Here is a 24,089-nt window from a genome sequence, read left to right on the forward strand (position 1 = left end):
AGGCCTTGGGTTTTTCGCATTTATTCTTTCTTTGATTGGTTATCGGAAAATTGTTCTTGAACAGCTTCTAAAAAACGCAGCCATACTTCGGGCAGCTTGGGCTCTTCTGTAGGGCGGCTCATAGTGGTATTACTGTCGTTTTGTTGCACTCGCTCCATTCTCCACCTATCCTTTCGTGTCTAGCCAATCATGACGCAGCGTGAACAAGTCCCGCAGCTCCTCCGTTGATAGCTCGGTGATCCAGCTTTCGCCGGTCCCGACAATTTGCTGGCTCAACGATAGCTTTCTCTCCATCATCTCATCAATGCGTTCCTCAATCGTCCCGAGCGAGATGAATTTGTAGACGTGAACATTGCGCAGCTGTCCTATGCGATGAGCACGGTCAGTGGCCTGATTTTCTACCGCAGGATTCCACCAGCGATCTACGTGAATGACGTGGTTGGCTTCCGTCAAGTTCAAGCCGGTTCCACCCGCGCGCAAGGAAAGAATGAAGATGGCTCCGCGTTCATGGTCTGGCAGTGTCGAGTCTTGAAAACGAGCGATCATCTCATCGCGTTTTTCTTTCTTCGTGGCCCCATTTAGGAAGTAGACAGGTCCATAGCCTTCTCGTGTCAGCACTCGTTGGAGCAAATTGCCCATTTCGATGTATTGGGTAAAAATCAGGCAACGCTCTTTCTTTTGGCGAATATCCTCCACCAATTCCAGCAGTCTTTCCAATTTGTGCGAGCGACTGGCTTCATTTGTGGTTGAGATTTCCTTCAAAATGAGAGCGGGATGGTCACACAATTGTTTGAGACGTGTCAGTGTCGTCAGAATCAGACCACGCCGCTCCATAGGAGAGGCTTTTTCCATTCGATCAAACATATCTTGAATCGCTGTCTCATAAAGTGCGCCTTGCTCGGTAGTCAGCGGTACATATTCCTTGCTCTCATTCTTGTCCGGCAAATCGAGCTGAATGTTTGGATCGGTTTTCACACGACGGAGCAGGAAAGGCTGAATGAGTCGTTGCACTTGATTGATAAGCTGCTGGTCTTGGTCGCGTTCGATGGGGTGAACAAAGCGCTGGGTAAATTCCCCGAGACTTCCCAAGTAGCCAGGATTCAAGAAATCAAAAATGGACCAGAGCTCACTCAGACGATTTTCGATCGGAGTACCTGTGAGAGCGATCCGGTACCATGCTTTCAAATCGCGCACAGCGGACGCTTGCTTTGTATAGGCGTTTTTAATATTTTGCGCCTCGTCGAGACAAATCGTATCCCATGTAACCATTCCCAGCTCCTGCTCATCCAAATGGGACAGGGCGTAGGAGGTAATCACCAGATCTGCTCTTTTGATCGCTGGCAAAAACGCCTCCTTCTTTTGGCGATCATTGCCATAGTGAATCATTACTTGAAGAGAGGGGGCGAAGCGCTTCAGCTCTTTTTGCCAGTTGCCTATGACGGAGGTCGGGCAGATTAAGAGAGAAGGAGTACTGGCCGGGCCATGTTGTTTGACATGTAGCAAATACGTAATAAATTGGACCGTTTTTCCCAATCCCATGTCATCGGCCAAACAAGCTCCCAATCCAAAACGGCGTAAAAAGAACAACCACGAACTACCCTCTAGCTGATAATTTCGCAACGTCCCGTGAAAAGTAGAGGGCTGCTCCATGATCGGGACGCGCTTTGTTTCTTGCAATTGATTCAACAGCTCCCGTAAATGCTGGTTTAACTGAACTTCAACCGTTAGGGAAGTGTCGAAATCGAACTCATCATCGGGTAGCTCCTCAACTTCCGCTGTAGGGGCGAGGTGCATTCTCATGACATCACGCAGGGTCATGCCGTTTTTCGCTTGGTTTTTCTTGAGCGCTTCCTGTAGCTGCAAGAATAGATCGGGAGTCAATTGTACCCAATGCCCTCGAATTTTCAGTAGGCGCTGCTTTTGTTTAATAAGTTCCTCAAATTCCTCTTCGCTGAGCTCCACAGATCCCAAGGCGAGCTTCCATTCAAAATCCATGAGCTGGGAGACACCCAGAAAGGACTGTCTGCTAGCCCCGACAGAGGAGGTAATCTTGGCTTTTAGCTTTGGTTTTACCCGGCGTACTTGCTCCCACCAAGCTGGCAGAAAGACGTGAATACCGGCTTGCACCAGCTGCAAACTGCTAGACGTCAAAAAGATCCATGCTTGCTCGTTCGTCAGTCGGGTGAGAAAACGGCCTTGATTCTCCTGGGTGTCTTTTTGCCACGGGAGAATCTCTTTGCATTTGGATAGGTCCGTGAGAAAACGATTCCAATGTTCACGCCAGTCAGTAGGGATGCGAGCGGTGGCTACTCCCTCAGCCGTCAACTGGTGTGGCTCAATGAGAAATAACTGATCTGGCTCTTCACGATTCTGCAAATACACTTGGAGTTGCCAGTCATTGGGGTGCTCCTCGGCTTCGACGATTTGCAAGCATGTGCGAAACGGTGTCGTATCTGGCAGCCAGCCTATCGATTGCAACCATTCCTGTTCCTGAAGGTGTGGAGAAAGCTCGGCGCCCATGACGTACAGAGCCGGGTATTGCGTCAATAGCTCCTCCCACTTTCGTCCAATGTCACCAGTGCCTTGCAAGGATTCCTCCACGACGAGCGAAAGCCACCTGTGCCCGTACTCCGGAAAATCGCCGGGAGTTTGCAGAGCTCTCCAGCCTATTTGTCCTTTTTTCCAAAATGAAAAATCAGGGGCAATGGAGCCTTGTGCGAGCGTCTCACGGATCATTCCCGCTACATGCGTAAATTGCTCAAATGGCGTGCTGGATGAATAGGTCCGATGCAAAAGCCACTGGGGAGAGACGAAAAAGGAGAGGGCCTTGGCAGGGCTGAGCAATACGCCATGCTCGTTTTTGTCCAGAAAGGTTCCGTAATAGGATGACTCATCCCACGCAAACAGTGTTCCTGCCAATTCTTCTGGATCGATCACTGCTCCTTGGGTGTCTTTGCCAGTAATCAAGAATTGTCCGTCTGCCAAAAGCTCTCCGTCTAGAACCAATGTAGTGACGGTATTCATAAGTTGAAATTTCCTCTCCTTAGCTCTTCTTGAAAAGCACGTAACCGATTATGTTTGGCAGATAATTGTTCAACGTATCGTTCCCAGCGCGGATCTTGGTTTGCTCTGTTGTAAATCGTCCTTACCTTTTTCATGAGCTTGATCGCTTCTTTGTAGGCCGTTCGATTCCGTTCGGCGATAAGTCGGTTCACCTCACGCAAATAAAAAGGGAAGAGCAGAGTCGGCTCGGCTTCCTCGATTTCTTTCACCTGCACGACCGAAATATCTGCCATGGGCACTTGAAACGACATTTGCAAATCAATCCATTGCTGAAACTGTCGTTCTTCATATAAATAGGCGGCATATTCGTGATAACTGCTCGGTAAGAACTGCTTCAGCTTGGTGCCGCACTCGGCTGATCGTCCCACTTGCTCCATCGCTTCCTGCCAAATGGCGATAACGAGTCGGTATTGCTGTGTCTCGGCTTGACCGATTAAGGATGTCAAAGAAGCAGTCCAATCGAGAAATCGCTGCCATTCCCCATTGCGAGCGAATGATTTCATATAGGACAAGTAGAAGGAGAGGTTCAAACGGCTCATTCTTTTCCAGATTTGTAGAGCAGCTTCGTCCTCCTTTTCCATCACATGAAAGTGGGCACGGAGCAGCAGCCCTTTCTCCTTTTCGGCGGCAGAACTGTCTTCATCGTTGATAAGCTGATCCAGTACATGGATCTCTTCTTGCATCCACTCTGGCTTCTTCAATAGCATCCACCATAACATTTGATAGGCGAATATCCAGTAGAGGGAAGTGGCTTCGGTTTCTTTCAACTGCTTTGTCAGTTGAAGAGTATCTACGATGGCATCTTGATGGTCCGTCAAAAGAGTAGGGATGTCTGCGAAGTACAATGTCCCTTCTAATTGATCCAATAGCCGCTCGGCTGTCTGAACCAAATCCAGAAACCAGTAGGATTGGCGGTACGTTTTTACATATTGTGTAAGCTTGATGAGATGAAACAGATTGGCATGAATGACAAAGAGTTGTGCCCGATCCTTCGGCCACGCGGCAGCAACACTCAGCACATTTTGATAGCTCGATAATAACTCAGAGGAAGCTCGATACGATTCCATGGCCGCAAACAAGTTGCGTGTCCAGCTCTCAAAAAATGCCCACCATTCTTTGACGGAGCTGTTCGCGGTAAGCGGAGAGGAAACAGACGCTATATCCTGCTGAGCAGGAGCCGTATGACTGTATTTATAAGTAGGAATCAGCAGGTGAGGAGAAAAAGTAGCTCGTCTTGGTTGTTGGGAGCGGTTCAAAAATGTACGAGGATTCTCGAACACACTGTACATCTGAAAAAAAGTAGCAGCAATATGCTTGCAAATACGTGAATAAGGGCAGGTACAGGTACTGTTTTGAACCGTTTCCATATCGAGGCGCACATGATACACCGCGGAACCTTGAACATCACTCGTCAAATATTGGCCTTGGTCTACGCGTGTATTGAAGACGACGCCATCTGAAAAGTACGTATAGCCCCGTTCTACGATGTGTCCTTCGACGGCAATTAGGATTTGCTCGCCTAGCTGTATCGCTTGTTCCCGAGTCAACTCTCTTTGTAACATGTAGTCAGATCCTCCGAACGAAGTGTCATCCCTCCATTATAACCCAAAATGCGGAGAATGGAAAAAGATGCGTGTGTTCGAGAGCATCAATAAAATGGTTTGGGCGATAAGCAGAAACAATACTTAATTTTTGCGGGGACTGGGTGTATACTGTACACGTCGAATGAAAAGCAACTAATCGCAATGTGTTTTGTTGTCTTTAGTTGTATTTGTACAACATGAGAGAGAAGGGGCACACATGCTATCGATTTCGATTCTGCTCGTACTATCGTCTGGCCTTGCGCACGCAGTCTGGAACCTGTTCACGAAAAAAAGTGAGAATAAAATGGCGTTTCTTTGGTTGATTACATTGCCAACAACCGTGATCCTCTTACCTGTTCTCATTTGGGAATTGATGCGCGTACAATTGACATGGTCTTTGGTTCTTTTTCTGTTTATGTCCTTTTTCTTTCAAGGATGCTATACCTTACTGATTTCAAAGGCGTATACATACGGAGATATCTCACAGGTGTACCCCATCATGAGGGGGACAGGGACGCTTCTCATTCCGTTTTTTAGCGCAATTCTCTTTCAAGAGTATTTATCTGTACCGGGATGGCTGGGTGTCATTTGCATCGTAATCGGAGTCTTCGCCATTAGTGGAATGATTGGCATAGATCGTCAGGCTCAACCAGTGAATCCGCTCGCTCTGCGATACGCATTTGCTGTTGGACTATGCATTACAGGGTACACGTTAACCGACAAACAAATCGTACAACAATTATCTCCATTCGCTTTATTGGAAATAACGAACTTTGCCTGTCTGATTGTCGCCGGGGGCTTCGTTTGGAAAAAGGGACTCATCCGCCGTGAGTGGCAAAAAAATTGGCGAACCATTATACTCGGTGCCGTCTTGTCACCAGGCTCGTATTTGTTGTTTTTGTTTGCCATGACCTTGGCGCCACTGGCAGCTATTGCGCCCATCCGTGAGGTAAGTACGGTTTTTGGTACGCTGCTCGGGGTCTTCTTGCTAAAGGAGCGACAACGCGTATGGCGTCTGTCCATGTCTTTGATGATCACGATTGGTATTATTTCCATTGCCGTTTGGGGCTAAAGGATGATAAAGAGTCGGCTGGGAGAAATCCTGGCTGGCTATTTTTTTTGTTACCAGGGAAAGATGAAGTGGTAAGAAAAAAACGGCTAAGGATGATCAAAATGGATGCAAAAGCAGTTGCTCCGATCACTCATAAGCGGACGAAAAAAAGAAGGATCGTACTGAGAGCTCTCGGAATCATCATTGGAGCTTTGTTGGTGGCAGTCGGACTGGAAATATTCCTTGTTCCAAACAACATCATTGACGGTGGTGTAACTGGTGTATCCATTATGGTCTCAAAGCTGACAGGTGGCCCACTCGGATTATTTTTATTCCTGCTGAACCTTCCCTTTTTACTTATCGGCTACAAGCAAATTGGCAAGACATTTGCCATCTCTACACTGTTCGGTGTCGTCGTGATGTCATTGGGGACGAGCTACCTCCATCATGTTCCTAGCTTGACGGACGATTTACTTCTCTCTGCCGTTTTTGGTGGAATCATCATCGGTATTGGTGTGGGACTTGTCATCCGCGCGGGAGGCTCCTTGGATGGAACCGAAATTGTTGCGATCCTGATGACGAGGAAAAGTCCGTTTTCGGTCGGCGAAATGGTCATGTTTTTTAACATTTTTATTTTAGGTAGTGCCGGCTTCATTTTTGGGTGGGACCGGGCCATGTACTCGTTAATTGCTTACTACATTGCTTATAAAATGATCGATATCACCATGGTCGGGCTCGAACAATCAAGATCAGTCTGGATCATCAGTGATTATCCAGACGAAATTGGCGATGCACTAACGGCGAGACTGGGGCGGGGAATTACCTATTTGAATGGAGAAGGTGGCTACTCCGGAGATGTCAAAAAAGTCATCTTCTGTGTCATCACCCGTTTGGAAGAAGCGAAGTTGAAATCCATCGTAGAGGAAATTGATTCCGCTGCATTTTTGGCAATCGGGCATATTCATGATGTTTCTGGTGGACGGTTTAAGAAAAAGAATATTCACTAAAGCTTTACGTACAAATTACCCCTGAGCCAGTAGGTTGAACGACCTGATTGCTAAGGGGTAAAAATATATTGACGGAAATAACTGAATTCATTTAATATTGTGGCATGCCAAAATACAAAATAACGTTCCGTATTTTGGGACAATTGAATGGTGATGAAAATGGACAAAACAGAAAAAACGGCAAACCGAAGTGTGTTAAAAACGCTAGAGTTTCTAGAATATTTTATCCAAAACAGTGAATTAAGCCTGGCTGAGCTTGTCGAGTTGTCAGATATGCCGAAGAGTACGGTGTTTCGAATTCTTCAGACCCTCGAAATGCGCGGCTTTGTCTCCAAAACGACCACTCATAATCCGCCTAAATACCAATTGGGATTGAAGCTGCTGGAGTTTGGGAACATTGTTGCGCAACGGCTGGAGATCAGGAAAATCGCGCTCCCGTATATGCAGCAGTTGCGAGATACGGTGGATGAGGCAGTCAACTTGATTATTCGTGATCAAGACGAAGGGGTTTACATCGAAAAAGTCGATACCCGCCAGTATGTTCGTGTCTATACGCAGGTAGGTAGAAAATCACCGTTGTACGCAGGTGCATGCCCGCGCATTTTACTATCTTTTCTGCCGGATCATGAGATCGAAGAATTGTTGAACCGGGTAGACATGAAGAAAATCTCACCAGACACCAATACAGACAAAGATCTGCTATGGCAATGGATTCACGATGCACGTGAAAAGGGCTATACAGTCAGCTACGGTGAATTGGAGCCGGATTCAGCAGCGATTGCTGTACCTATTCGAGATTTTACGGGACAAGTCATAGCTGGATTGAGCTTGGCTGGAGCGACATCACGTTTCCAGCAAGATCGATTGGAGTATTTGGTACAGGAGACAAAAGCAGTAGCGAATCAAATCATGAGCAAGCTGGGATATTCAGATGCAAAGGCGGGACTTTGATGCTGGAAATCAAAAATCTTCAGACGAGATTCCGAACCGATAATGGAGAAATTACCGTTTTGGATGGCGTTAGTTTTCAAATCAACAAAGGTGAGACGATTGGCGTAGTAGGGGAGTCGGGTTGCGGTAAAAGTGTCACCTCTCTATCCATCATGGGGCTTCTGCCGAGAACCGCGCGAATCACCGGAGGAGAGATCCTGTACAACGGTGAAAATCTGGTTGCCTTTTCCAAGGATCAGATGAGGAAGGTGCGAGGTAAGGAGATCGCGATGATTTTTCAAGAACCGATGACCTCACTCAATCCGGTTTATACAATCGGGGCGCAGATCATGGAGCTCGTCTTGAATCATACAAGTATGAACAAAAAGCAAGCCAAAGATCATGCGATCCAAATGCTGAAGCTGGTCGGGATTCCGAGAGCGGAAGAAATCGTTGATGAGTATCCGCATCAGCTATCTGGTGGGATGAGGCAGCGTGTGATGATCGCGATGGCGATGTCCTGTAGTCCATCTCTATTGGTTGCAGATGAGCCTACGACCGCACTAGACGTGACCATTCAGGCGCAGATTCTTGACCTGATGAGAGAGCTACAGCAGAAGAGCGAGATGACCATCATGCTGATCACACATGATCTTGGTGTGGTAGCAGAGATGTGTGATCGGGTGGTCGTCATGTATGCAGGGCAAGTCGTTGAGGAAGCCGAGGTAGAAAAGCTATTTGCTACTCCAAAGCATCCGTACACGGTTGGTTTGTTGGGCTCGATCCCGGATATGGACACTGAGCAGGAGTACTTGTTTACGATTGGCGGGACCGTTCCGAGTCCAGGTCAGATGCCCGCAGGATGCCGTTTTGCTGAACGATGCCAGAAGGCTTTTGACAAATGCTACGAGCAAGCTCCACCGTTATTCGATCTGAATGATGGTACAAAAAGCAGATGCTGGCTGTATGAGTAAGCGGAGGGGACGTGGGTTTTTTGGAAAAATCAGAATGTAAACCCTTACTTGAGGTGAGAGGGTTAAAAAAATACTTTCCGATTCGCAGTGGATTATTGAAGAAGGTAACGAATCACGTCAAAGCGGTTGACGATCTCTCTTTTACCGTTGCAACGGGGGAGACGCTCGGAATTGTAGGTGAATCTGGTTGCGGGAAGTCAACCACAGGCAGAGCCATTCTGCGATTGCTCGAGCCTACGGGTGGCGAAGTGATTTTTCAAGGAGAGAATTTAGCGGCACTTTCTCCAAATGAGATGAGGATGAAGCGAAAGGATTTGCAAATCATTTTCCAAGACCCGTTCGCATCCCTCAATCCGCGAATGACAGTCGGGGAGATCATTGAAGAGCCGATGATCATATTCGAACTGTATGAAACGTCAAAAGAACGCAAGGAAAAAGTAGCGGAATTGATGCAAGTTGTCGGTCTGAAACCGGAAAATTCGGAACGTTTCCCTCATGAGTTTAGTGGTGGTCAGCGACAGCGGATCGGCATTGCCCGTGCGCTAGCGCTTAACCCCAAGCTGATTGTGGCAGATGAGCCAGTATCTGCGCTCGATGTATCGATTCAATCCCAGGTATTGAATCTGATGAGAGATTTGCAAAAGCAATACGGACTCACTTACATATTCATCTCTCACAACTTGAGCGTCGTGAAGCATTTTTGCGACAGGATCGGCGTGATGTATTTGGGACGGATGGTTGAGCTGGCACCCAAAAATGCGCTATATGAAGAGCCGCTGCATCCTTATACGCGCTCATTACTGTCCGCAGTTCCGATTGCCAAGCCAAAAATGAAGCGTGAGCGCATCATCTTGACTGGAGATGTACCGAGTCCTGCGAATCCTCCAAGTGGCTGTACGTTTCATACGCGGTGTCCGGATTGTATGGAAATTTGCAAAACGGACAAGCCCGAATTTCAATCGATGGGCGATGGTCGATATGTTGCCTGTCATTTGTATAACCAATAGGAACAAATGACGGCTTTCATATTTTTTTCAACATGAATTCCAGAAAGAAAAGAAAAGGGGGACTTGTTTTGAAAAAGAAGGTAGGTATCACCGCTTGCTCCGCATTACTCGTGCTAGCTGCTGCTTTGGGCGGATGTTCGAGTAAGCCGGCTGACACTAGCACACAGGCAAATCCGCAACCGAAGACAGAAGCGCAAGCACAGGCAAAAAATGAACTCACACTTGGTGTGAATGGAGATCCGCATTCTTGGGATCCGATTGATACGTTTTTGCTTGATTGGAGTACTGTAGCAACATCTGTATTTGAAGGCTTAGTCGAGCGTACCACTGACTTGAAAATCCAGCCAGGACTCGCTGAATCGTGGGAGTTCAAGGATGACAAGACACTTCAATTTAAACTTCGTCAGGGAGTTACCTTCCACAACGGCGAGCCATTCAACGCGGAAGCAGTGAAATTTACATTTGATCGCCTGCTTGGTGAAGAAGGGAAAAAAGGACCACAGCAAGCGAACTATGCTTCGATTGACCGTGTAGAAGTGGTAGACGAGTTTACAGTCAACATGATTCTCAAGGAAAAAGATCCTGTACTCATTACAAAGCTGGCAGGTTATGGCGCTGTGATCGTTCCGCCTAAGTATTACAAGGAAAAAGGGGACGAGTACTTTAACACGCATCCAGTAGGTACGGGTCCTTTCAAAATGGATAGCTATGAAAAAGATAACAAGGTTGTATTGGTGAAAAATGAAACCTATTGGAAGCAAGGTCAACCGAAGCTGGAGAAAGTAACGTTCCGTTTTATTCCAGAAGCGACTACACGTCTAGCTGAAATGCAAACAGGTGCCATCGACATTATGAAAAAAGTCGAGATCAGCCAAACAGAATCCATCAAGGGCATGTCTGATCTTGAACTGATGCAAGTCGGGTCGCCAACCGTTTATTCGATTCGGTTCAATACATCTATGAAGCCAGTCGACAATGTAAAAGTCCGTGAAGCGATTGCTTACGCGATTGATGCAGACTTGATCATCGAAACGCTGCTCGGCGGATATGGTAAGCGCGTCAATTCATTCCAAAGCGATATGTCTTTCGGCTATGATCCTAATCTGCCATTACGCAATTATGATCCAGAAAAAGCAAAACAATTGCTCGCAGAAGCAGGTGTGAAGGAAGGAACTGAGCTTGATCTCTTCCTTCCTGGTACAGATGCTACGTTTAAAGAGGTAGCACAAGCGATCGAAATGCAATTAGGCCAAGTCGGTCTCAAGGTGAAGCTGAATCTGGTGGACAGCTCCACATTTACTTCTGACCTCATTCCGAAGGGAAAAGCAGGACATATGTACCGGAATGGCTGGGGTGGATGGACGCTCGACTTTGATAATACTGCCTATTTGATGTATCACAAAGGCGAGTTCTGGAACCCTGATTTCCATGACGAGAAAGTAGAGGAGCTCTTGAAAGCTGAACGCTCCACGTTTGACCAAGAAAAGCGTCTGGCAGCATTTAAAGAGCTGAATCAACGTCTATATGAGCTAGTCCCAGATGTACCGCTCTATCAAACGATCAACCTGTGGGCTGCGAACAAACGAGTAAAAGGCTTCCAACCTCCGGCAGATGAACGCATCGATTTGCGCGAAGTATCGGTTGAATAAGGAATGTTTTGAACAGGGGAGTAGAAGATGTCTCTTCTATTCCCTTCACTTTTGATAAAGGAGGAGCGGGATGGCAGCCTTTTTAATTAGACGTCTACTACATAGTGTTTTTGTCGTTCTTGCTATTACTCTTGTCATTTTTGTCCTGGTGCGAATGACTGGTGACCCAGTATCGATCATGTTTCAAGCAGGTGAGCCTACCAAAGAGGCGATCACTGAGCTTCGGAAAAATCTCGGTCTGGACGAGCCTGTTTATGTACAGTTCGGGCTTTATTTAAAAGATATGTTTACCGGTAACTTTGGCACCTCTTTCCGAACGGGTGAGAGCGTGATCGACATGATGAAGGAGAAGATGGGAGCAACTTTGCTGCTTGCCTTCGGGGGAATGTTTGTCGCCCTGTTGATTGCGATTCCAGTAGGTATCATTTCCGCTGTTTACAGAGGCAGCGTAGCTGACTTTTTCGGACGCATTTTTTCATTGCTAGGAATCTCTTTTCCTAACTTTTGGTTAGGAATTATGTTAATCATCATATTTGCCGTTAAGCTGGGCTGGTTTCCTGCTTCTGGCTATGAAGGTCTGGAATATTTGGTTCTGCCTTCCGTTGCTCTCGGACTCATCTTGTCAGGGATTTTGGCTCGATTAGTTCGCTCTTCCATGCTGGAGGTAATGAATCAGCAATATATCAATACGGCTCGCTCCAAAGGGATCAAGGAATGGCTTGTCATCATCAAGCATGGCTTACGAAACGCATTAATCCCAACGGTAACCTTTATTGGATTGCAATTTGGAACGTTGTTGGGCGGTACCGTGATTATTGAGCAAGTTTTTTCATGGCCAGGTATCGGGCGTATGCTGATTGATGCGATATCGCAACGTGACTTTCCAGTGATTCAAGGCTCTGTGATTATTTTGTCTTTTTTGATGATCTTCGTGAACCTGTTGGTTGATATCAGCTATGGCTTTATTGATCCACGTATTAGGCAGGAAGGAGGAAAAAGCGAATGACGACAGCGACAGTTACAAACAATCAGCCCAATCCACCCATCAAAAAACGTGGAAAATGGAGCAAGATGGGCAGAAGATTCGTTCGAAATCGGTGGGCGATGGCGGGGATGTTCTTGCTTATGCTTGCCGTCGTATCCGCACTTTTTGCACCGGTAATTGCGCCATCCACTCCTGATAAAGCTGATTTGCGTGCACGATTGGTTGCTCCCTCGTGGATGGACGATACGGGGAAATCCGAGTATTTGCTAGGTACGGATCAGGTAGGACGTGACTTACTGAGCCGAATCATTTACGGAGCGCGAATATCGTTATTGGTTGGTGTCGTATCCGTACTGATTTCCTTGGTTATCGGGGTGATTCTGGGCCTCATCGCAGGCTTTTACGGGCGCTGGGTAGATGATCTGTTAATGCGCTTGGCAGATGTACAGCTGGCATTCCCTTTCATTTTGTTTGCGATTATCGTCATGACGGTCTTTGGGGCAGGTCTATGGAAGCTCATACTTGTTCTGGGGATCAGTAACTGGGTAGGCTTTGCGCGACTGGTTCGAGGACAGGTCATGAGTGTAAAAGAAATGGAATACGTACAGGCTGCCAAAGCAATCGGGGCTACGAATTTGCGGATCATCAGAAAACATGTCCTGCCAAACGTTTCTTCTTCGATCATCGTTTTGGCAACGTTAAATGTAGCCACAAACATTTTGTTGGAAGCATCGTTGACGTTTATTGGATTGGGTGTAGACCCTTCGATTCCTACATGGGGCGGCATGCTGGCAGACGGTCGCAACTATCTGGAGACGGCATGGTGGGTTGCTACTTTCCCGGGCATCGCCATTATGATTACGGTGTTTGGAATTAACCTGCTGGGCGATTGGCTGCGTGATGAGCTAGATCCAAATCTGCGCGTGTAAGGGGGCTAACCGATGAGAGGGCTAGGTGATATTTTTACAACGAAAGGGTTAGTTGCGGACCGAAACAATGACGGTGTAGCTGATTCATTGTCTGTTTCCTTCTGTTTTCAAACGGGAATCGTCGTAGAAGGATTCATTGATTTTTGTGCCCGAGTAGGCCTTGAAACAAGTGAGCTGGATCTGCCTTCCATTCGTACGGAAGATTCACCGATGGATGCTAGCAGCACGAACAGCGGTGAGTGGCTTTGCACAGTATGTATCGAGTCATCCTGCGAGCTGGATGATGCGTCATGCACGCTCGATCGAGGGAACAATCGAATTGCTTTCGTTGGTGGAAGCGAGGAGAGTCTTAGCCGATTACTGCGCTGGATGGCGGCATATTGGACAGATGCAGCACCTGCAACGACTTCACTCGGCGACATAGAAAGGATTAGCTGTTCTTTACATGAAGTTCAACTATATGTTTGTGCGGATGCCTCACCTGTTTGTCAGATTGCGATACCCCAGTATGCACGGATGAGCTCCCATGAGGGAAGTCCTATCGTAGAGAGACCAACTCCACTTGATAGTCTGACAGAACTTTGGTCAACGGCAGGGTTCTATCAAGCGGGGCGTGCGGATTTAACGAGTCAGACAGATGTATTCTTTACCGGGATCCATACTGCAGAGGCGGTTATGTCTGCCGCCCGCTTTGCAGCTCGGATTGGTCTAGCCTCGACCGGGATACATTTCCCGCTCACAGGAGAAGCAAATCGGATTGCGGAGCTCACCTTTTCCTTACACATGAATGGTGAAGCACCTCTAGCAAGTGGAGTAGTCGAAGTAATCCCAGACCCTAGAGAAAAGACAACAAGAGTCATCCAGCTTTCAGGCGGAGGACAAGCGATTGTTGCGACGCTTGATTATTTCGGGACTGCTACTTCGCACCGACTCGGGGGGACTTTTGGTGCATGGGAAGAATCGGACGAGCCAAAAGAGCAGGAATTCCCGCTATTTTTAGAGAAAGCATGGAAAGACCAGGGCGAACGAAATGAGATAGAACAGTTGTTTCATGAGCAGTTGATCGCGATTGCTAGTCGAATGGAGACGGCCGGGTGCTTATCTTCTCCGCTGGCGGTCACAGCGTTTATGTCAGAACCAAAAGAGATTCGACGTGCGTTGGAGCGATGCTGGAGGAGCGCAATCGCGGAGCTGCTTCCAGATAACGATAGTACGGTACAGATTCACTCTGCTTTTAAACCAGGTTTGTGCTGGATAAAAGAAACGATTTTACCTTCTCTCGTACGTACAGGGGAACAAGTAGAACGAATTTTGATTTCTTTCCAACGAGAAGACAGGGAAGGCGGAATGGAGCTGTCTCATCGATGGCTTCAAGAATTATACCCGGTTGATCAGTTGTTGGAAATAGAATTGGGCTTGTCCTTGTCGCAAGTATCATTCGTGATGGATGAGAACCTGCCGACTACTTACCAAGTCGAGGTATGGGGAGTCGGGCTGGAGCACTTAGGTACATGGAATTTGGATGTACCTGTATCCACAGTGCCGTATGCCGACGAGCAAAGTCGAGCTTATCCAACTACGTCAGGACTCTTCTTCTCTTATGGAACAACAAAAGAACAATTCTTGGTTCCTACAGACAGAGAAAGGTTTTGGCAATTCTATACGCAGCAATTTTTACCCGAGTTGACGGAAGAATTGTTATGTAAACAAAATGAGCCGTATCAAGGAAACATTCCGCTCTTTCATTCGATAGAGGTAACCGTCACTATGAGTGAACAGGAAGAACGGCTAGACATAGACGAAGAAACCATTTCGTCTTTAGAAGCGTTGCATGAAGATATTTATTTTTATACGCTGGACTACTATGCGTATTTGGGTGAAAGAAAAACGGGAGTGGCGTGGAATTCTCCTGGGGCGGTGCGTCCATTTGTAAAGGTCAAACCAGCAAGCTCTCCAGTGGCAACCATTCGCGTAAAGGAATATAAAGAAGAACAAGCTTTCTCTATCAAAACGACTCATTTATACTTCGAGGCAGAGCAATCTGCTCCTGTAAAAGCACGCATCCTGAGAACGAATGAAAAGAGTACCAGCATCGAAGAACGGAAGCTTTCTTATCTACATCGAAACCATCATCCAGATCTGGGCGAGTGGGCAGAGCTGGCTACACATCCGTCTGTACATATGTGGGAAGTAGAGAAATCGTTTGAAGGACGGCCGATTTTTGCAGTGGAGGTAACAGCACCCCAGATTTCCAAATACGTATCAACACATAAGCTCTCTCTGTATAAACCAACCATTTTGCTCGAAACCGGACATCATCCAAACGAGGTTTCCAGTATGCCTGCTGCACGTGAGCTGGTGGCAGAGCTCATAACCGAAAAAATGGATTGGCTTACTCGTTTCAATCTGGTCGTGATTCCATTTGCCAATCCGGATGGGGTCGCACTTCATCAAGAGCTCGTCAAAGATAATCCATTTTGGAAGCATCATGCTGCCCGTTATAATGCCGTTGGATTAGAATATACCAATCACCGTTTTCAGCCGAGTGTTTTTGGCGAATCGCGGGTAGTTCCCCAACTGTTTTATCGTTGGTTGCCGGATGTGATCATCGATGATCACGGAATCCCTTCGCACGAATGGACACAACCATTCGCAGGGTACAATAGTCCGCCGAGATTCCCTGTATCTTATTGGATACCGATCTCGCTCTTTTACGGAATTGGCCGCGAGATGGAGCGATCTGACTATCCTCATCATGCTGTCGCTCTTGATACGATTCAAAAGGCAGTCGAGGATGGGCTGAGACATCATCCGCGCCTGTGGAACAAAAATAAACACTTTATCGACCGCTATATTCGGTATGGACATAACTGGGAGCCCGCTGATTTCCCATTGCCTACTGATCAAGATTTCTTGTTTTATCGCTGGTCGACAAAGCCGAACAAAACCTCTCCTTCCTTACTCTCTCGTTTTCCTGAATGGGTGACGCTTGATTTAATAACGGAAGCGGCTGATGAGACGGTCGCGGGAGGAGCATTGCGAGATTGCATAGAAACACATAAGGTTTTCAATCGTGCCGTCATGGAGTGTGTGGCATCCAGCCCACGGCGTGTTTCGCGACAGTATGGACAAGACCGTATTCGACTCTCACGAATGAGACCGATGCGGATAGGAGGAGACAATCATGAAGACCATTTTAGTAACAGGGTTTGATCCTTTTGGTGGAGAAACGGTTAACCCTGCTTGGGAATCGGTAAAAGAGCTGGGAAAAATCGAGTCCGATTTGTATAAAGTAGAGCTGCGCCAAATTCCTACGGTTTTTGAAAAATCTATCGAACATCTGTACGCAGCGATAGAAGAAACGAATCCGGACATCGTGTTATGTATCGGTCAAGCAGGTGGACGAGGAGATATTGCGGTTGAGCGTGTAGCGATTAACGTCAATGATGCTCGAATCCCGGATAATGAAGGAAATCAGCCGATTGATACACCGATCAGGGAAAACGGTCCTACTGGCTACTGGTCTACATTGCCAATCAAAGCGATTGTACATGAGTTAAAGCAACAAGGAATTCCGGCTTCCATATCGCAGACGGCGGGTACATATGTGTGCAATCATCTTTTTTATGGATTGATGCATTACCTTGCTGAGAAAAAAGCTTCCGCACGCGGAGGGTTCATCCATATCCCATATTTGCCTGAACAGGCAGCAAGGCAAGCAGGGCAGCCAAGTATGGCGTTAGAAACAATTGTAAAAGGCTTGCGATTGGCAATCGAGACGACCATATCTAATGATCGGGATATTGTCATGGAAGGCGGACAAATTAGCTGAGCAGGAGGAGAAACCTTCCTCACTTCAATTCATGCGGTAGTGCCGATAATCGAAAATGGAGGGAAAAACGTTGCCTAGATATGAATTCTCTCCTCTTGGGGACTCGGGTGTCATGGTCAAAATAGGAGAGGTTATCGATCAACAGACCCATGAGAAGGTCATCCTATTCTCTGAATACCTACAGGAGCATCCTTTCCCCGGGATGATCGAATCTGTACCTGGCTTTACGACTGTTACCGTCTATTACGATCCGATAACTCTTTTCGATCCACTTGATGGTATTTTGCCATACGATCGTGCCGTTGCTATTCTTGAGCAAATGTCACAGCAAATCTCCAATACTCACTCTACTGAGTACAGATTGGTAGAAATCCCGGTTTGTTATGGCGGGAGCTTTGGTCCAGATCTGGAGGTAGTCGCCAAACAAAATGGCCTTAGTATAGAGGATGTGATTTCGATCCATTCGACAACAGAGTACCTGGTGTACATGATCGGATTTGCTCCCGGTTTTCCGTATCTCGGTGGAATGGATGAGCGATTGGCCACGCCGCGACGTTCCTCGCCACGACTATCTATTCCGATGGGTAGTGTAGGGATTGGAGGATTGCAAACGGGGATTTATTCGATAGAGAGCCCAGGTGGGTGGCAAATTATCGGAAGAACACCACTGCGCTTATTTCAGGCAGGTGAAAGTTCTCCGAGTCTCTTGTGCGCTGGTGATAAAGTTCGCTTCCGTCCTATCTCCGAGCGGGAATATAACGGGGAGAAGGTGTACTAAGTGAGTATAGAGGTGATTACGCCAGGACTTTGCACGACCGTTCAAGATACAGGTAGATTTGGCTTTCAGCAGGTTGGGGTCAGCGTCAGTGGGGTGATGGACAAGCAAGCTGTACAGATTGCGAACATGTTAGTTGGTAATCAACAAACGGATGCTGTTCTGGAGCTGACGATGAGAGGTCCAAGCTTATTGTTTCATAAGGACATGCTAATAGCCATTTGTGGTGGTGACTTCAAAGTCACGATCAATGATAGATCCGTCTTGCCCAATCGAGCAGTCTGGATCAGGAGTGGAAGCATCTTGAAGGTTGGCCTGGCCAAGGAAGGCTGTCGCGCCTATCTCGCAGTCGCAGGCGGATGGGATGTGCCACTTGTGATGGGAAGTCGTAGTACGAATCTTCGTGCAAACTTCGGAGGCTTTGCGGGTAGAATGCTTGCGGCAGGAGATAAGCTAGTTCAATGCTCTCCAGGTTCATTCAGCCAATTTCTCGCTAACCAATTGGAAAAAAAGGCAGGAGCAGCTCCTTTCTACCAAGCGAATTGGTTTATCCCTTCTAGTACGCTTGTAAAAAATGGAGAAGCGGTTGTACGGGTGATACAAGGCGAGCAATTCGCAGATTTTTCAGAAGAGAGTCGTCAAAGCTTTTTCGAACAAGCCTTTCAAGTGTCTACTCAATCAGACAGGATGGGGTATCGTTTAACAGGACCGGCGCTCGAACTTACGCAGTCAATGGAACTGATCTCGGCTGCGGTTACCATGGGTACGATACAGGTTCCGCCAAACGGTCAACCTATTATCCTGATGGCAGACAGACAAACCATTGGCGGTTATCCGAAGATAGGCTATGTGCCCACTATAGATTTGCCGATCGTCGCCCAGTTGCGGCCAGGCGAGAAGATTCACTTTCAAGAGATTTCTCTGCGTGATGCTCAAAAGGCGCTTATCGAGAGGGATTCATTGATGAAGGCGATCAAGCTTGGTATAGAAGTAACCGTGGGATGGAGGTGAATAGATGAAAACAGTAGATCTAAACTGTGATATGGGAGAGAGCTTTGGCGCCTATCAGTTGGGCAACGATCAAGAAATTTTGCCCTATATCACCTCTGCAAATGTGGCATGTGGTTTCCATGCTGGCGATCCTGCGACAATGAGAAAAACAGTAAGAATGGCAGTAGAGGCAGGCGTCGCAATCGGTGCGCATCCGGGCTTTGCCGATCTGGTCGGCTTCGGTCGCCGCAACATGGAGATTTCCCCCGAAGAGGCGTACGATCTAGTCGTGTACCAAATCGGCGCTCTGCAAGCGTTTGTAAGGGCAGAAGGAGGCGCCATGCATCATGTGAAGCCGCACGGGGCCTTGTACAACATGGCAGCCACAAGACCCGCTCTGGCTGAGTCAATCGCGTTGGCCATTTACAAAGTAAATCCGGAACTGATGTTGTATGGCTTGGCGGGAAGTGAGTTGACGCATGCTGGGGAAAAAATCGGTCTTGCTACGGCGCACGAAGTGTTTGCCGACCGAACGTATCAGCAGGATGGCACACTGACACCGCGCAGTCAGCCGAATGCGATGATTACGGACCAACAGCAATCCCTCCAGCAAGTCATTCGTATGGTAAACGAGGGGCTTGTCCTGACCCAGCAAGGCGCGGATATCCCGATTCAGGCGGATTCCATTTGTATTCATGGCGACGGTGCCCATGCGTTGGAATTCGCGAAAAGCATCCGAGAAGCTTTGGCGGGAGCTGGCATTACAATCGCAGCACGATTTGCTCGATAGACATCTATCGGGCTTTTTCTGTTTCCGCTCCGGGGGGAGTCAGGTATCGTGCGGTACTTCGCTTTTTCCCCCAGAGGAGGAAGAGCAAGAACAACAGCGGGATATAGCCATAAATGAAAACGATGCTCACTTTCCCATAAAAATCGAGTGCCATGAGCAAAGGAGTCGTACCTTCTAGCAGATAGGAACCCATTGCCAGAGACGCTAGGAGAAGCAGAAGGGCACGGATCTGACTGATGCCAAATATCTGTTTCATTCCGCGGGTAACCCCCCATAAATTGAGGCAGATATTTGGCAAAATCACAAAGAGCCATAGTGATATCACAATGAACTCCAATCGCTGCAAAATCGGAATTTCAACGATTTTGAGCATGGTCAAGGTCGGCCAAATAATCTTATCCAGTTCACCTTGGCTAAACATGAGGAATGTTACGAGAGCGACGGCTACATACAGGAGCGTGCTGAAAAGGACGCCAGCGTGTGCCCATTTTTGCGAGTCAGCTGCTCGCTTGATAAACGGGTAGTAGAAGAACAGTAATTCAAAGCCCATATAATTGATGACAGCGTCTTTGGCAGACGCGAATACGGCGGTGAAGTTATGGGAAAACATTGGGAACAAGTTATTCGGATGAGCGTACTCGAAAGGGAATAGAAACAAAGGAAGCATCAAAATCGCCGGAATCACCACACCGAAAAAGCAGACGCCCGTAACTGTACGAAAGCCACCAGCGACAATATACAGAATGAGGAGCAAGATAATCAGCGTCGTACTCCAGGTATGCATTAGCGGGAAAATAAACTGCTTCACAATACTGACGTAAGAACGCAAGATGAGAAAAGCAGCCATCCATACGTAGATTAATACGGCAAAGCTCATCAACTTGCCTAGCCATTTTCCAAAGCAAAGATCGTGAAGGGAGAACAGATCTTGGCTACCCGCATTCAACATGAAATAGAGCATCCAAATAATGAGATGGATGCTTGCACCAGCAAATAGTAGGGAAATCCAGGCATCGTATCCGGCATGGGCTACGATTGTCCGTTGAAATCCTAGTATCCCGACCCCCACAATATTGGCATGCACAAGAAAGAATACAAAAAAAGGTGAAACCATAGCGCTTTCCCGAATGGAAGTACTCACCTGATCCCTCCTGGTTATTCATTACTCACCCGTTTGCTCCAGCTTAATCGAGGCCGTCACTGTGATTTTTATCTGTGGATAAATCTTTTTGTAGTGCGAGTAGTTCCATGACGTGCTTCGACTGCGAACCAAGTCACCGAATCCAACCGGATCAACTTCAAGCTTCTGTAAATGCTTCACAAAGCTCGTCGCCTCCTTTTGTAGGTACGAGGAAAGCTCTTTTTCCATTTGTTGTAGGACTTGTGGATTAGATAATTGCAGCCACTTCGAATAATCTCTGATTTGCCCATTTACCGTGAGCTTAACCATGATACGGGGAACAGGCTCTGTCGTATTGACATCGAATGCGGCATGGGAATGAAGATTTTTCAACAGTCCGGATTCTTTTCGATTGTTTATCGTCACTTCAAATGGAATTTGACCACTCTTGGCTTTTTCGACCATGATTTTTAACAAAAAGCTCTCTTTCGAATTGATGCGATGCACGAATTTGTCATCTCGAAAAAGCGCGAGACCATCCAGCTTTACTCTGTCATTATGCATCACGAAATAGGGGAGGTAAGGATCGCGTCCCTCGCCATATAAATGAAACAAGAAAATATGCAGGTTGGTCTTGGGCACATTCAACGTTTTGATATTTTGAGCGACGCTATCGGAGATAAAAAAAGGAATTTGCATATGACGGACGCCTTTCAAAATCGTCAATGCCTTTGGCTCCGCCACAGCGAGTTGAAGGCGAAAACCGATAGAGGGATCGCGGCAAAGCGTATGCACCAGGGATTCCATTCCGTTTTCAGCATATTTCCTCCCGACAATGACGGAGCGCAACTGCCCACTTGTGAAGGGGTGATGGCGTTAAAATCAGGGAGGATCGTTTATAAATTCGTACTTTTTGTTTCCAACAGCTCTATCGAGGTCTTTTCCTTTCCATACACGTGGGTGATAGCCGCGCCTTTCATCTTTTGATCTTCGATATCGAGCCCCAGTGAATGAATCAGCTGTACTTCGCTGACGATTCGAGTCGAAGAGCAGCCAGCTACGATCCATATAAATAACACCAGTATCCATTTCCTCTTTGCAACCATGGTTTCCTCGATGGCTCCTTCATCTATTCATCAATGTCTCTTTTCTGAGTGGCCTTGTCAGGATCGTATCTCCATTGTGAGATGACGCGCATAACAGCAGACCTTCTGGCCGTATTGCTGTAGGAAGAGCGAATGAAGCTGTCCGCGAAGTTACGCCTGCGAAAAGGGTAAAGCGGAGCCAGGTAAGGTGTTCCTAATGATTTCAGCTGCAGAAGATGAGTCAGCATGAACATGAGACCGATAGCAATCCCAAGCCCACCCCAAATTCCAGATAAAATAATGAGCGGGAAGCGCAGGAAACGAATCGTATTGGACATTTTGTAGATGGGGGTAGTGAAAGAGGCAAGCGCAGACAGAGCAACGATGATCAGCAATATATTACTGGTCAACGCAGCTTCTACAGATGCTTGACCAATGACGATTCCACCTACGATTCCAAGAGTCTGTCCGACCTTTGTCGGGAGACGGGCACCTGCTTCTCGCAAGAACTCGATCGTCAGCTCCAAGAAAAGCACCTCTAAAACGGGGGGAAACGGGACGTATTTCCTCGATAAAATAATCGGAGCCAGCATGTCTTGCGGAATCATTTCCAAATGGAAAGTGAGAACCGCCGTATAGGCAGGTGTCATTAATATAGAAAAGAGCACACCAAAAATGCGAATCAACCGAAACAAGGACGATAAGATCCACGGTAAATAATAATCCTCGGGAGAAATGAAGAAATCAAAAATAGTGGTTGGACCGGTAATGACATACGGAGATGCATCGGAAATAATCACGATTTGCCCGAGAGTTAACGCATAGATGACCCGGTCAATCCTTTCTGTAGACAGAAACAAGGGGAAAGGGGTATTCGAATTGTCACTCATGATTTGATCGAGCTGTGATGAATCAAAAATAATATCGAAGTCGATCGACTGTAGTCTTTGCTCAACGGTTTCAATGTGCTGAGGATTCGTAATACCAGCCAAATAGACAACGGCTATGCGCGTATGAGAGAGCGTACCTAAGGTTAACTCTCGAATGATTAATTTGGGTGTGCTGATTTGTTGACGGATGAGATGTAGGTTAATATCGATGTTTTCAACAAAGCCTACCTTTGGTCCAACGACACTAAACTCGTTTTCCGTGTCGTTGTCAGTTCGCAGTCCTTCAGTCGGATTGGACAGATTGATGAGGGCGAAGGACTGTAGCTGGTCTTTCGATTGGATGGCAGCATAGCCCGTCATGATTTTGGAGACGACGGTCTGTATGTCGTCTGTATAAATGATATCCTCCACATGGATAAAGCGGGAAAAGTGGTGTAGGTCCGTGGTCGATTCATTTGCTTCCATACGCTTTTGAAGGGGGCGCAAGAGATTTTTTTGCAACAGCTCTGTTTTTATTAAGGTTTGATAGTACGAAATAACAAAAGGACTTTCCTCGTTCAGCAGGGGGTAATGCTTAAAATCATTCGAGTCTTGTGCGATGGAAAGAAACTCATTCCATTTCGTGATCATGTCGCTTCCGCTCCATAAGCTGTTCATCATTTGAGTTTTACTATGTCCGGTTTGTAGTGGAATTATCATCTAGGAAATAGAATGATTTCCTATGGGGAGGGGAACAATCAAACAAAGAACGAGGCGTGAAGAGAAATGGAAATTGAGGGGTTCATATGCTGGAAGTTAACTGTGATACATCATCGCTAAAGGCTGAATTGCTGCAAGAGCTGAGGGGAATATCCGTTACGTTAGATGAGAGCATACATGCTTTGAGAAATGAAAACGACTGCCTGCTCGAGACATTTGATCATATACGCACCAAGTTTAGCCGACTCGAAACCGTAGCAGCCTCGTTTTATTTGCAATGCTATCTCTCTCCCTATACGGAAAGATACTTGGATTTGTCCATGGCTGTGCAGCACTTGGCCAAAAGGCGTCAAGGAGCATTGATCGTTGTTGAGCGCGAAGACCCACTTGATTTACTGCTGCAAGCTGGCATACCGATTGGAGCAACGATGAGCCATTCCTTGCTGGAGTCGATCTTTTATCCTGGCAGCCCTTTGCATGATGGGGCAGTTCTGATTCGGGAAAATCATATCATTTCCGCAGCCAATGTGCTGCCATTATCACAAGTTGTCGTAGGGGAAAAAAAGTTGGGAACGAGACATCGTGCTGCTTTGGGGTTGAGTGAAAAAAGCGATGCACTGATCGTTGTTGTTTCCGAGGAAACGGGGAAAGCGTCCTTTGCCATGCAGGGACACTTGTATCCGATTATTTCCCCTTCATGAAAGCGCTCCGCGAAAAGCGAGTGTATCCG

21 protein-coding genes are annotated in these 24,089 nt (G+C 47.0%); 14 read left to right on the top strand and 7 right to left on the bottom strand.

Annotation, left to right across the window (positions count from 1 at the left end; translation table 11 throughout):
• Nucleotides 1-20 precede the first annotated feature (20 nt).
• Genes ACQ5DJ_RS03085 through ACQ5DJ_RS03095 form a run of 3 tightly spaced genes read right to left on the bottom strand, consistent with a single transcriptional unit; the run spans nt 21 to nt 4,625 of the window.
• Entirely contained in the window at nt 21-158 is a 138-nt protein-coding gene (locus ACQ5DJ_RS03085) for a hypothetical protein (RefSeq protein WP_429841127.1), read from the bottom strand.
• Nucleotides 159-165: 7 nt separating this feature from the next.
• Nucleotides 166-3,024 carry a DEAD/DEAH box helicase gene (locus ACQ5DJ_RS03090; RefSeq protein ID WP_429841128.1) on the bottom strand — a complete coding sequence of 953 codons (2,859 nt, stop codon included), beginning with the start codon at nt 3,022-3,024 and terminating at the stop codon, nt 166-168.
• Nucleotides 3,021-4,625, bottom strand: a complete 1,605-nt coding sequence (locus ACQ5DJ_RS03095; RefSeq protein WP_429841129.1) for an SWIM zinc finger family protein — start codon at nt 4,623-4,625, stop codon at nt 3,021-3,023. The genes ACQ5DJ_RS03090 and ACQ5DJ_RS03095 overlap by 4 nt, the downstream gene beginning before the upstream one ends.
• A gap of 238 nt (nt 4,626-4,863) precedes the next feature.
• On the opposite strand from ACQ5DJ_RS03095, the gene ACQ5DJ_RS03100 reads away from it, so the two are divergent.
• The 13 genes from ACQ5DJ_RS03100 (at nt 4,864) to ACQ5DJ_RS03160 (ending at nt 19,565) form a co-directional block, all read left to right on the top strand.
• Nucleotides 4,864-5,718 (top strand): DMT family transporter, encoded by an 855-nt coding sequence (locus ACQ5DJ_RS03100; protein ID WP_429841130.1) that lies wholly within the window; start codon nt 4,864-4,866, stop codon nt 5,716-5,718.
• 101 nt (nt 5,719-5,819) lie between these two features.
• Entirely contained in the window at nt 5,820-6,704 is an 885-nt protein-coding gene (locus tag ACQ5DJ_RS03105) for a YitT family protein (protein WP_429841300.1), read from the top strand.
• Between the two features lie 159 nt (nt 6,705-6,863).
• Nucleotides 6,864-7,655, top strand: coding sequence for an IclR family transcriptional regulator (locus ACQ5DJ_RS03110; RefSeq protein ID WP_429841131.1), 792 nt, complete (start codon nt 6,864-6,866; stop codon nt 7,653-7,655).
• On the top strand, nt 7,655-8,608 hold the full coding sequence (locus ACQ5DJ_RS03115) for an ABC transporter ATP-binding protein (protein WP_429841132.1): 954 nt from the start codon (nt 7,655-7,657) through the stop codon (nt 8,606-8,608). The genes ACQ5DJ_RS03110 and ACQ5DJ_RS03115 overlap by 1 nt, the downstream gene beginning before the upstream one ends.
• A gap of 20 nt (nt 8,609-8,628) precedes the next feature.
• On the top strand, nt 8,629-9,615 hold the full coding sequence (locus ACQ5DJ_RS03120; protein ID WP_429841133.1) for an ABC transporter ATP-binding protein: 987 nt from the start codon (nt 8,629-8,631) through the stop codon (nt 9,613-9,615).
• Nucleotides 9,616-9,683: 68 nt separating this feature from the next.
• Entirely contained in the window at nt 9,684-11,264 is a 1,581-nt protein-coding gene (locus ACQ5DJ_RS03125; protein WP_429841134.1) for an ABC transporter substrate-binding protein, read from the top strand.
• A gap of 70 nt (nt 11,265-11,334) precedes the next feature.
• Nucleotides 11,335-12,270: a nickel ABC transporter permease gene (gene nikB / locus ACQ5DJ_RS03130; protein WP_069845208.1), complete on the top strand. Its 936-nt coding sequence runs from the start codon at nt 11,335-11,337 to the stop codon at nt 12,268-12,270.
• On the top strand, nt 12,267-13,178 hold the full coding sequence (locus ACQ5DJ_RS03135) for an ABC transporter permease (protein ID WP_429841135.1): 912 nt from the start codon (nt 12,267-12,269) through the stop codon (nt 13,176-13,178). Before nikB ends, ACQ5DJ_RS03135 begins: the two co-directional genes overlap by 4 nt.
• Nucleotides 13,179-13,190: 12 nt before the next feature.
• A complete protein-coding gene (locus tag ACQ5DJ_RS03140) occupies nt 13,191-16,391 on the top strand; it encodes a M14 family metallopeptidase (RefSeq protein WP_429841136.1) in 3,201 nt (1,066 codons plus the stop codon).
• The gene (gene pcp, locus ACQ5DJ_RS03145) at nt 16,363-17,010 is read left to right on the top strand and encodes a pyroglutamyl-peptidase I (RefSeq protein ID WP_429841137.1); all 648 of its coding nucleotides are present in this window, start codon (nt 16,363-16,365) and stop codon (nt 17,008-17,010) included. The genes ACQ5DJ_RS03140 and pcp overlap by 29 nt, the downstream gene beginning before the upstream one ends.
• A gap of 55 nt (nt 17,011-17,065) precedes the next feature.
• Nucleotides 17,066-17,788: a 5-oxoprolinase subunit PxpB gene (gene pxpB, locus ACQ5DJ_RS03150; protein WP_429841138.1), complete on the top strand. Its 723-nt coding sequence runs from the start codon at nt 17,066-17,068 to the stop codon at nt 17,786-17,788.
• Entirely contained in the window at nt 17,789-18,796 is a 1,008-nt protein-coding gene (locus ACQ5DJ_RS03155) for a biotin-dependent carboxyltransferase family protein (protein WP_429841139.1), read from the top strand.
• 4 nt (nt 18,797-18,800) lie between these two features.
• A complete protein-coding gene (locus ACQ5DJ_RS03160; protein ID WP_429841140.1) occupies nt 18,801-19,565 on the top strand; it encodes a LamB/YcsF family protein in 765 nt (254 codons plus the stop codon).
• 4 nt (nt 19,566-19,569) lie between these two features.
• Here ACQ5DJ_RS03160 and ACQ5DJ_RS03165 read toward each other — a convergent pair whose 3' ends face one another.
• From ACQ5DJ_RS03165 to ACQ5DJ_RS03180, 4 genes are all read right to left on the bottom strand, one after another.
• Entirely contained in the window at nt 19,570-20,706 is a 1,137-nt protein-coding gene (locus ACQ5DJ_RS03165; RefSeq protein ID WP_429841141.1) for a GerAB/ArcD/ProY family transporter, read from the bottom strand.
• A 21-nt stretch (nt 20,707-20,727) separates the two neighbouring features.
• Nucleotides 20,728-21,492, bottom strand: coding sequence for a Ger(x)C family spore germination C-terminal domain-containing protein (locus ACQ5DJ_RS03170; RefSeq protein ID WP_429841142.1), 765 nt, complete (start codon nt 21,490-21,492; stop codon nt 20,728-20,730).
• Nucleotides 21,493-21,581: 89 nt separating this feature from the next.
• Nucleotides 21,582-21,764 (bottom strand): hypothetical protein, encoded by a 183-nt coding sequence (locus tag ACQ5DJ_RS03175; protein WP_429841143.1) that lies wholly within the window; start codon nt 21,762-21,764, stop codon nt 21,582-21,584.
• Between the two features lie 50 nt (nt 21,765-21,814).
• Nucleotides 21,815-23,290: a spore germination protein gene (locus tag ACQ5DJ_RS03180; RefSeq protein WP_429841144.1), complete on the bottom strand. Its 1,476-nt coding sequence runs from the start codon at nt 23,288-23,290 to the stop codon at nt 21,815-21,817.
• Between the two features lie 155 nt (nt 23,291-23,445).
• Here ACQ5DJ_RS03180 and cdaS point away from each other — a divergent pair, with 155 nt between their 5' ends.
• Complete coding sequence (gene cdaS / locus ACQ5DJ_RS03185; RefSeq protein ID WP_429841145.1) at nt 23,446-24,060, top strand: sporulation-specific diadenylate cyclase CdaS; 615 nt, start codon at nt 23,446-23,448, stop codon at nt 24,058-24,060.
• Nucleotides 24,061-24,089: the final 29 nt, after the last annotated feature.

Origin of the sequence: Brevibacillus sp. FIR094 (genome assembly GCF_050477165.1) — a bacterium.
Classification (GTDB): Bacteria; Bacillota; Bacilli; order Brevibacillales; family Brevibacillaceae; genus Brevibacillus.

Coding starts and splice junctions, on each gene's coding strand:
- ACQ5DJ_RS03180 (WP_429841144.1), bottom strand. CDS start 23,290: ATGATCACGAAATGGAATGAGTTTCTTTCCATCGCACAAGACTCGAAT.
- ACQ5DJ_RS03115 (WP_429841132.1), top strand. CDS start 7,655: ATGCTGGAAATCAAAAATCTTCAGACGAGATTCCGAACCGATAATGGA.
- ACQ5DJ_RS03110 (WP_429841131.1), top strand. CDS start 6,864: ATGGACAAAACAGAAAAAACGGCAAACCGAAGTGTGTTAAAAACGCTA.
- ACQ5DJ_RS03140 (WP_429841136.1), top strand. CDS start 13,191: ATGAGAGGGCTAGGTGATATTTTTACAACGAAAGGGTTAGTTGCGGAC.
- pcp (WP_429841137.1), top strand. CDS start 16,363: ATGAAGACCATTTTAGTAACAGGGTTTGATCCTTTTGGTGGAGAAACG.
- ACQ5DJ_RS03095 (WP_429841129.1), bottom strand. CDS start 4,625: ATGTTACAAAGAGAGTTGACTCGGGAACAAGCGATACAGCTAGGCGAG.
- ACQ5DJ_RS03090 (WP_429841128.1), bottom strand. CDS start 3,024: ATGAATACCGTCACTACATTGGTTCTAGACGGAGAGCTTTTGGCAGAC.
- ACQ5DJ_RS03100 (WP_429841130.1), top strand. CDS start 4,864: ATGCTATCGATTTCGATTCTGCTCGTACTATCGTCTGGCCTTGCGCAC.
- pxpB (WP_429841138.1), top strand. CDS start 17,066: ATGGAGGGAAAAACGTTGCCTAGATATGAATTCTCTCCTCTTGGGGAC.
- cdaS (WP_429841145.1), top strand. CDS start 23,446: ATGCTGGAAGTTAACTGTGATACATCATCGCTAAAGGCTGAATTGCTG.
- ACQ5DJ_RS03085 (WP_429841127.1), bottom strand. CDS start 158: ATGGAGCGAGTGCAACAAAACGACAGTAATACCACTATGAGCCGCCCT.
- ACQ5DJ_RS03170 (WP_429841142.1), bottom strand. CDS start 21,492: ATGGAATCCCTGGTGCATACGCTTTGCCGCGATCCCTCTATCGGTTTT.
- nikB (WP_069845208.1), top strand. CDS start 11,335: ATGGCAGCCTTTTTAATTAGACGTCTACTACATAGTGTTTTTGTCGTT.
- ACQ5DJ_RS03135 (WP_429841135.1), top strand. CDS start 12,267: ATGACGACAGCGACAGTTACAAACAATCAGCCCAATCCACCCATCAAA.
- ACQ5DJ_RS03160 (WP_429841140.1), top strand. CDS start 18,801: ATGAAAACAGTAGATCTAAACTGTGATATGGGAGAGAGCTTTGGCGCC.
- ACQ5DJ_RS03105 (WP_429841300.1), top strand. CDS start 5,820: ATGGATGCAAAAGCAGTTGCTCCGATCACTCATAAGCGGACGAAAAAA.